At 41.3% G+C, this 6,086-nt stretch carries 8 protein-coding genes and 1 tRNA gene; 8 read left to right on the top strand and 1 reads right to left on the bottom strand.

The genetic code is table 11. The annotated features are described in order from the left end of the window. The 6 genes from VMW01_14760 to VMW01_14735 form a co-directional block, all read left to right on the top strand. Positions 1–332 (top strand): 2-oxo acid dehydrogenase subunit E2 (locus tag VMW01_14760; protein HUW07506.1); only part of this gene is annotated, 332 nt, incomplete at its 5' end. Positions 333–348: 16 nt separating this feature from the next. After that, positions 349–2,397, top strand: coding sequence for a thiamine pyrophosphate-dependent enzyme (locus tag VMW01_14755; GenBank protein ID HUW07505.1), 2,049 nt, complete (start codon positions 349–351; stop codon positions 2,395–2,397). Positions 2,398–2,452: 55 nt separating this feature from the next. Further along, the gene (locus tag VMW01_14750) at positions 2,453–2,959 is read left to right on the top strand and encodes a flavodoxin (protein ID HUW07504.1); all 507 of its coding nucleotides are present in this window, start codon (positions 2,453–2,455) and stop codon (positions 2,957–2,959) included. Between the two features lie 179 nt (positions 2,960–3,138). Continuing rightward, positions 3,139–3,528: a DUF1987 domain-containing protein gene (locus VMW01_14745; protein HUW07503.1), complete on the top strand. Its 390-nt coding sequence runs from the start codon at positions 3,139–3,141 to the stop codon at positions 3,526–3,528. Between the two features lie 24 nt (positions 3,529–3,552). Beyond that, a complete protein-coding gene (locus VMW01_14740; protein ID HUW07502.1) occupies positions 3,553–3,945 on the top strand; it encodes a DUF1987 domain-containing protein in 393 nt (130 codons plus the stop codon). An 11-nt stretch (positions 3,946–3,956) separates the two neighbouring features. Continuing rightward, positions 3,957–4,361 carry a DUF1987 domain-containing protein gene (locus VMW01_14735; GenBank protein HUW07501.1) on the top strand — a complete coding sequence of 135 codons (405 nt, stop codon included), beginning with the start codon at positions 3,957–3,959 and terminating at the stop codon, positions 4,359–4,361. A gap of 78 nt (positions 4,362–4,439) precedes the next feature. On the opposite strand, the gene VMW01_14730 is transcribed toward VMW01_14735, so the two are convergent. After that, a tRNA-Lys gene (locus VMW01_14730) sits at positions 4,440–4,512 on the bottom strand. A gap of 348 nt (positions 4,513–4,860) precedes the next feature. Here VMW01_14730 and VMW01_14725 point away from each other — a divergent pair. Together VMW01_14725 and VMW01_14720 are read left to right on the top strand one after the other, a co-directional pair. Next, entirely contained in the window at positions 4,861–5,676 is an 816-nt protein-coding gene (locus VMW01_14725; GenBank protein HUW07500.1) for an SDR family oxidoreductase, read from the top strand. Between the two features lie 11 nt (positions 5,677–5,687). Then, positions 5,688–5,957: a thioesterase family protein gene (locus VMW01_14720; protein HUW07499.1), complete on the top strand. Its 270-nt coding sequence runs from the start codon at positions 5,688–5,690 to the stop codon at positions 5,955–5,957. Positions 5,958–6,086 lie beyond the last annotated feature (129 nt).

Here is a 6,086-nt window from a genome sequence, read left to right as displayed (position 1 = left end):
TTAACTCACTCGCTCAACGGGCTCGGGACAACAAGCTTTCACCCGATAATATTCAAGGTGGAACATTTACCATCTCCAATTTTGGTTCATTTAGAAACGTAATGGGAACACCCATTATTAATCAACCGCAAGTGGCCATTTTGGCAGTTGGCACAATTGAGAAAAAGCCAGCTGTTATGGAAACACCCTATGGCGATATGATTGTTCCCCGCCATAAGATATTTCTGTCACTTACCTACGACCATCGCATTGTAGATGGAGCACTTGGAGGCGCATTCTTGAGAAAAATTGCTGACTACTTAGAGCAATTTGATCCCTTAACATTAATCTAGAAAACGATTATACATCATGGATAAAAGAAATAACAAGGAATACGGAATTAAACAAACTCCTAAGGAAACTCTGGAGAAGTGGTATCATCTGCTTACGCTAGGTCGATCGCTTGACAATAGGGCCCCAAACTACTTGAAACAGGCCATTGGGTGGAGCTACCATGCTCCCTACGCTGGTCACGATGGTATACAGTTGGCAATTGGCCAAACTTTTGATAAAAATACGGATCATCTTTTCCCTTACTATCGTGATATGCTTACGGCTATCTCGGCCGGTCTTACTGCCGAAGAGGTAATTCTCAATGGTATAAGTAAAGCTACCGATTTAGCAAGTGGTGGAAGACATATGTCCAATCACTTTGCAAAGCCAGAGTGGAATATTCACAACACCTCTTCCTGCACAGGGAACCATACCCAGCATGCTTCTGGCGTGGGGCGTGCTCTTAAGTATTACAAGCAGCGAGGTGTTGCAATTAGCTCTCAGGGAGAATCTTCTGTTTCTGAAGGTTATGTATATGAAGCCATAAATGGGGCATCCAATGAGCATTTGCCGGTTATTTTTGTTTTCCAGGACAATGGTTATGGAATATCTGTTCCAAAGGCCGATCAAACCGCCAACAGAAAGGTTGGCAATAACTTTACCGGATTTAAAAATCTCCGAATTTTCCATTGCAATGGAAAGGATGTTTTCGACTCCATGAACACCATGCTGGAGGCTAAGCAGTGGGTTATTGAAAACCAGATGCCGGCGATTGTGCAAGCAAACTGTGTTAGAATGCACAGCCACTCAAACTCCGACAAGCATGAACTCTACCGCGACGAGAATGAGCTTGGCTACGTTGCATCACAAGATCCTCTAGCCAAGTATCGTAGAATGCTACTGAAGTATGGCCGATTTACCGAGGCAGAGTTGGTAGCAATTGAGGAGGCTGTCAAGGCGGAAGTTAAGGACGCACATAAGAAGGCAATGGCAGCTCCAGATCCTGATCCAAAGTCAATCTTCAATTTTGTTACGCCAGAGCCTTATAAACCAGTCAAGTATGTTGATGGACTTCATAATGAAACTGGTGAGCCAATAAAGCTTATTGAGGCAATAAATCAAACCTTGAAGGAAGAATTTAGGCTAAACCCAGACACCTTCATTTGGGGTCAAGATATGGCCAATAAGGAGAAGGGAGGCATCTTCAACGTTTCGAAGGGAATGCAGCAGGAATTTGGAAAGGAGAGGGTTTTTAATGCTCCCATAGCCGAGGATTACATCATGGGGACAGCCAATGGGATGTCCCGTTTTAGCGATAAAATTAGGGTTGTTGTTGAAGGTGCGGAATTTGCTGACTATTTCTGGCCAGCCATGGAGCAATACGTTGATTCTTCGCATGATTACTGGCGAACCAATGGAAAATTTGCTCCTAATGTTACCATAAGGCTTGCCTCCGGCGGATACATTGGCGGTGGCCTATATCACTCACAAACAATAGAAGGTTCTCTTGCAGCTATTCCAGGAGTGCGAATTGTATACCCATCATTTGCTGATGATGCCGCAGGATTGCTTCGGTCTTCATTGCGCAGCAAGGGGCTCACGCTTTTCTTGGAACCCAAGGCTCTTTACAACGCACCAAAGGCAGCAACATTTGTACCAGAAGAATTTGAGGTGCCCTTTGGAAAGGCTCGTATCCGGCGCACAGGAAAGGATTTGACAATTGTAACCTATGGAAACACAACACACATGTGCCTTGAGGTTGCAGAAATTATGGAAAAGGAGTTACAGGTGTCTCTCGAGGTGATCGATATCCGTTCAATTGTTCCACTCGACAAAGAAACGATCCTAACCTCAGTAAAAAAGACAAATAAGGTCATGGTGGTTCACGAGGATAAGGTTTTTGGTGGGTTTGGAGGTGAACTTGCTGCTATTATTGCCGATGAAGCATTTGAATATCTTGATGCTCCGGTAAAGCGAGTAGGATCGACATATACACCAGTTGGATTCAACCGTATCTTGGAGGCGGCAGTGTTGCCTTCTACTGATAAAATTGCAGTGGTCGCTCGGGAAATGCTCGGATACTAATCCGGAATATGGGTGTTTCGAGAACTCTTTTTTTAAAATTAATAAAGTATTCACAATGAAAAAGATAGGTGTGTTTTACAGCTTTAGGTCAGGAAAAACGGCAAAGGTTGCTGAAAAGTTAATCGAGAAGCTTGGGAAGGAAAACGCCGAGGGTGTTGATGTTGATAATGCGTGGGATAAGGAGTTTAAACAATACAGCAGCTACATTTTTGGTGTGCCAACTTGGTTCGACGGTGAGCTGCCATCATACTGGGATGAGCTGGTTCCAATGCTGGAAGATCTAGATTTTAAGAATAAAAAGGTTGCAATTTTCGGTAATGGAGACCAAGTGAAATATGCTGAAAACTTTGGTGATGCAGTTGGGATAATGGCCGAGCTGATTTCCGGGTTAGGTGCAACTTTGGTTGGATTTACTTCCACTGATGGCTATAAATTTGAGGCGTCTAAGGCTTGTAGAGATAAACAATTCGTAGGGTTGGTTATAGATTTTGAAAACCAGGCAAAGCAAAATGAACAACGCATAGAAAAGTGGGCAGTCCAGCTGTCCAATGAGTTTATGTAGCCTTTTGCAAGATAACAGGAATGAGGGTGCCCTATTCAAATAATAATTTGTTTAGGGCGCTTTACTAAAATGCTGTGTGTTTTTGACGAAACTTTCCTAATTTTATCGGATGTGTTGTTAATTACTTTCTTTCTTGCTAATTTCGTTTAATATAACAGTTAGATAAAATACAAATAGGTATGAGCCCACTATTTTTAACAGGAACTGGAGAAACTCCGGGTGTGATGTTGGATAAGGATGCAGATACTTTTGAGTTTACAGGCAAATCGCTACCTGAAGATGCCAAAGAGTTCTATGGACCAATCCTTGCTTGGTTTGATTCATATGTAGAAGCACCCAACCCAAAAACCATTTTGAAAATGAAAATGGACTATTTTAACACTGCTTCTTCCAAAATGCTCCTTGAAGTATTTGAGAGGATAAAAGCGTTACAGGATGCCAGTCACGACGTAGTAATTGAGTGGCATTACCACGAAGATGATGAAGACATGTATGATGCGGGCCAGGATTATTCCGACATGGTTGGGGTACCATTTGAATTCATCAGCCACCAACAGGTAATTGCATAGCTTTTCACCTCGAAAATTTACACAATGAGACCTCTTTTAATAGAAGAATCAGGTTCGTCACCACGAATTGAACTAGACCAGGAAAAAGGAATATTTCAAATTATAGGAAAATCTTTTCCCGAAGATGTTAAAACATTTTACATTCCAGTAATAGAATGGATACAAGAGTATGTTAAAGCACCAAATTCAGTGACCGTTTTTGAGGTTGCTTTGGAATATTTTAATACGGCCTCGTCGAAAATGCTGTTGGTAGTACTGAGTCAACTTAAAGAAATCCAGAAAAATGGAAAGGCTGTGAAGGTAATCTGGAGTTATCCTGAAAACGATTTAGAAATAGAGGATGCTGGAATTGAGTTTAGCGAGGTTATCAACATTCCTTTTACGATTAAAAAGTTAGCTGATAGTAGTAATAAATAGTTGCCTTTGCCATGTTAGATATTGTAATAGCCTCCACAAAGAACTCACCTTTGATTTCATACGACAGGAAGAATGGCGTATTGCTCATGAAAGGTGTTTGTCACCCTGAGAATGTAAAAGAGGTGTTCCAACCTGTTTTAGATTGGCTATCTGATCTACCAAAATTATCTGAATTATTGCCAGCACAGGGTGTGAAGGTAGTTTTTTCATTCAGATATTTAAATTCCGCCTCGCTTAAGCATGTAGCAATGCTACTACAGAAGATGAACGAGATTAGCCACCAAGGAGTGGCGATTTCGGTTGAATGGCAGTATGAGGAAGAGGATGAGGATATGAAAGAAACATGTATTGAGCTCTTTTCCTTTATGGATATTCAACTTAGCTATACCATCGTTTCAATACCATACAAGAATTAGCTTATTTCATTTAGAAGAAAATTATTCAATAACTCAATTACTATTTAATAAAAATGCAACTCAAATTGAGTTGCTTTGTGATCCCGCTGGGGCTCGAACCCAGGACCCCATCCTTAAAAGGGATGTGCTCTACCTACTGAGCTACGAAATCAGTTCTTTTTTATTTGGCGATGCAAAGATAAGCAAAAATTTTCCTTATCTGCAACACCATTTTCCTAATATTTTCAAGATATCTGATATTTTCTTGAATCTCAACAACCTAAATAATAAGTTTAGCCAATCATTGCCAAATGTTGACTATTGGGGTGGCAAAATTGAATAGATAATCAGCATTATAACGGCACTCGGCAGCAATTATAATGCATTATTGCTAGCTTTGCAGCAAGCGCAAAGCAGGTTAGTTATTATATGGCAATATCAACTTGCGCTGGAGACAAATTTGGAATTCTTGCGATTTCGATGATTGCACTGACCGTTATATACTTAAAAAGTAATAAATATGAAGGATTTTGCTGATAGAGTAGTTGTTATAACCGGAGCTTCCTCTGGAATTGGACTTGCCTTGGCCCATGAATTTGGTCGGAGGGGAGCAAGCATCGCTCTTGCCGCACGAAATTTTGTTGAGTTAGAAAAAATTGACGCTGAATTTCGACAATTAGGTTACCAAAGCCTGATTTCAAAAGTGGATGTTTCCATTGAGGCAGATTGCAAGCGTTTTGCAGCAGAAGTCCAGGTAAAGTTTGGTAAAACTGATGTCTTGATTAATAATGCTGGCGTATCAATGCGCGCTACATTTAAGGATTTGGACCTTTCTGTAATGCACCAACTTATGGATGTGAATTTTTGGGGTACAGTATATTGCACCAAATACTTCTATGACGCCTTAATCCTGGCAAGGGGAAGCCTTGTTGGCGTGTCCTCTGTGGCCGGATTTCATGGTCTGCCGGCACGAACCGGTTATAGCGCATCAAAATATGCTATACATGGTTTTTTGGAAACAATTAGGATAGAAAACCTGCATAATGGCCTCCATGTAATGATTGCTGCACCAGGGTTTACCGCATCCAACGTACGTAAAAATGCATTGACAGCCAACGGATCAGCACAAGGGGAGTCACCCCGGCAAGAGGGAAAAATGATGACGGCAGAAGAGGTTGCTACAAGAATTGCAAATGGTGTTGCCCGTAGAAAACGCCAGCTGGTGATGGATTTTGACGGTAAGGCGACACTTTTCTTGAAGTTCTTTGCACCAAAACTACTCGATAGGCTATTTTACAGCCACATGGCAAAGGAACCAAATTCACCCTTTTCGTAAAACTGATATTGATGATTAATTATACTGAGTTTCGGGTAAGGTATGGAGAGACTGACCAAATGGGAATAGTACATCACGCCTCCTATCCACTATATTTCGAAATGGGTCGCACTGAACTATTTAGGCAAATTGGACTACCATACACGGAGTTGGAGAGCATGGGCATCTTTATGCCGCTTAGTAGTTTAACCGTTAAATACTTTGCTCCTGCAAAGTACGATGATCTCCTTGTGGTGGAAACATCGATTACTGATTTTACCCCACTCAAAATAGTTATTTGAATTAGGCATTCAGCCAATACGGATAAATGTAGTATTTTAGGGGTATAAATGATTTAGAGTATGGAGAAGAAGTTCGACAGCCTTACTATTTTCGAGTTTCAGCAGCGATTCCCCGATGAGGATGCCTGC

This window comes from Williamwhitmania sp., assembly GCA_035529935.1.
Lineage (GTDB): Bacteria > Bacteroidota > Bacteroidia > Bacteroidales > Williamwhitmaniaceae > Williamwhitmania.
This window is presented reverse-complemented; position numbering and strand designations above follow the sequence as displayed.